We start from the raw sequence: 2662 nt of genomic DNA, 5'->3' as shown, positions 1-2662 counted from the left end.
TGGATATACCAATGATATTGACCCCTCTTCGCCAATCTAAAGTGACCCCTCTGAGTTAGGGTTTGAAAGAGAGTAAAGTTGTTGTACAGATAGGCTCCTGGGAGCGGATGTTTTTGTCCGGTTTAACAACTATTATTTTTACAAAAATACATTTTCTGTTTTAGAGTTTCTTCTCCTTAGTGATTCGCCGTAGAGTTCGACTCTTAATGAGTGATGAACAATGCGGTCAAGGATAGCATCAGCGATGGTTTTCTCGCCAATAATATCATACCATTCCTTCACCGGTATTTGCGAAGTGACTACTGTAGATCGCTTCTGGTGCCGATCTTCTATGATATCCAATAGAGAGGCCCGGCTTTGCGCATCAAAAGGTTGTAAGCCGAAGTCGTCCAGGATCAGCAGGTCCACCCGTTCTATTCTTTTCAGTTCTGCCAGAATGGTACCCTTTGCTTTGGCCAGTTTCAACTGGCCCATAAGCTTGGCTGTATTGACATACAATACCTTGTAACCATTTTGACAAGCCTGGTAACCGAGCGCTGTTGCCAGATAGCTTTTGCCGGTCCCTGTGGAGCCTGTGATGAACAGGTCCTTACGTTCCTTAACAAAGTCCAGGGCGGCAAGTCTGTGGACCTGATTCTTTTCCAGGCCCCGGTCGATAGCATAGTCGATCTGTTCAAGCGAGGCCTTATACCTAAAGCCTGCTACTCTGATGGCCCTTTCTACGTATCGGTTACGCCTGTCATCCCATTCGCTGGCGACCAGTAAGGCGATGAATTGGTCGGCTGTAAGCGATTCTTTTACTGAAGTCTCCAGATTGGTTTTAAAGGCATCATACATGCCGTAAAGGCGAAGCTGACGCATCTTGTCTAATGTTTCATTATTCATTCGTTCTATGTTTTATGGGTTATTATTGAAAGTATTCTTTTCCTCTGATGTTGTTATGTGCGGGAATTGTCGATGGTTCATCTTCATGTTGAAGCTGATCCAGGCGTTTTTTGAGGATCTCTTCGATGACGGGATAGTTGTACTGACCCAGGTTATCGGCCCAGCGACAAGCATCAGCCAGTCTTCCGGCACCAACCCGACGGGCGAAGCTTAGGATACCAGAGCATGATTTGTAGGCCTGCTCCGGGTAAACTTTGTGTTCGAGCACCTTGGTTATATAGCGGGCTACATCTTCATGAATAGCCTCTGCTTGCTGGATAAACTTTTCAGGTGACCATTCAGTAAGGAAACGATGCTGTGAGGCTAGATGGTTCTCATCTGTGGTATAACGGTATTTGATACGGATACGGCGATGAGAAGCGATCAGGGTATATTGATAATATATTTTTACCGCAATGGAGGTATATAAGACCTTTACTTTCTTGCCGATATAGCTGTAAGGTACACTGTAGTAATGAATATCTTCTCCTAAACGAACGTAACCGTTCTTCATTACCGTGACCATGACTTGTTTATTAACCTCATAACGTATTGGGTTAAGCGGACCCAATGCTTCGCGTTCAATCTCTTCAAACTGCTCTCTGCGAGAGTAGGTCCGCCCGGAAAAGGGCTTGTTGTTATGGATCTCTAAAGCGGGGCGTATAGCAGAGTTCAGCGATTCCAGATCGCTGAATCTCCGGCCTTCCAGCCGGGTGTATATGCTGCGGTAGATCAACTTAACAGCTCCTTCCACTAAAGACTTGTCACGGGGCTTATAAACACGTGCAGGAACAACCGTAACTGAGTAATGCTCCGCAAAGGATGCAAACTCATCATTCAGAATGGCTTCGTACTTACTTCCCCTGGTTACCGCAGATCGAAGGTTGTCAGGGACAATGGCACCAGGAACCCCGCCGAAATAGTGTAATGCATTCTCACATGCTTTGATCAGATCTTCCTTTCTCTGGCTTTCTACTGCTTCCACATACGTAAGCTGACTGCATCCCAAGATGGCAACAAACACCTCTACATTATGCATCGTGTCTTCCTGAGATGTGGTAAGTTGTAGCTTACTTCCCGTGAAATCTATATACATCTTATCTCCGGCTTTATGATCTACATGCATCACCGGCCTTGAGAGCTGAGAATAAATATGAATTGCATTATTAAACCGGGAACGGCCGTAGCCGTCAGGATGCTTTGCTATATACTCAGCATATAGCATTTCACGGGTTACACCCTTCTTTTTGAGCCGCTTGCTTATCTCGGGAAGCAGGCCTTGCAATATCTGCATACGTGGACTGTTTGCAGTCTTGGATTCTGTGGTCATAAACAATAAAGCGAGTTCACTGTCACTTCTGGCACCGAACTCTTCATGAGTGAGGCCCAGAGTATGCCATACACGTACATACTTTTTAATCGTGTTACGGGAGGTTCCTATCATCCCCTGGATCGTTTTGATCCCTGTGCCCTGACAATACAGGCGGATGATCTGTCGTAGTTTGTTCATCTTGATCGGTTTATTGGACATGTATTCGCTGGTTTTTGTTTATCTAAAAAGCTAAACAAAAACCTTGTCCGCAAAAACCTATCGGTACATTACTTTATTCTCTTTTGAGGGGTCACTTTCACGTGGCGAAGAGGGGTCACTTTGCTTTGGCGAACGTGGTCACTTTCAACTGGCGAAGGGGGCCTTTTTGATCTGGCCGGATAGGGTCATTTTCATGTGTTTTATCCA

At 45.4% G+C, this 2662-nt stretch carries 2 protein-coding genes; both read right to left on the bottom strand.

What is annotated here, in order from left to right:
* Positions 1 to 138: 138 nt before the first annotated feature.
* Complete coding sequence (istB, locus tag ACTJKG_RS27725) at positions 139 to 885, bottom strand: IS21-like element helper ATPase IstB (protein WP_440741036.1); 747 nt, start codon at positions 883 to 885, stop codon at positions 139 to 141.
* A gap of 22 nt (positions 886 to 907) precedes the next feature.
* Positions 908 to 2434 carry an IS21 family transposase gene (istA, locus tag ACTJKG_RS27720; RefSeq protein WP_440741035.1) on the bottom strand — a complete coding sequence of 509 codons (1527 nt, stop codon included), beginning with the start codon at positions 2432 to 2434 and terminating at the stop codon, positions 908 to 910.
* Between the last annotated feature and the right edge of the window lie 228 nt (positions 2435 to 2662).

The organism is Mucilaginibacter sp. 22184 (assembly GCF_052045695.1).
Lineage (GTDB): Bacteria > Bacteroidota > Bacteroidia > Sphingobacteriales > Sphingobacteriaceae > Mucilaginibacter.
The sequence above is the reverse complement of the archived record's forward strand: the minus strand, read 5'-3'. Positions and strand labels throughout refer to the sequence as shown.

Bases quoted from the DNA above. Each gene is read 5' to 3' on its own strand.
- istA (WP_440741035.1), bottom strand. From the start codon at position 2,434: ATGAACAAACTACGACAGATCATCCGCCTGTATTGTCAGGGCACAGGG.
- istB (WP_440741036.1), bottom strand. From the start codon at position 885: ATGAATAATGAAACATTAGACAAGATGCGTCAGCTTCGCCTTTACGGC.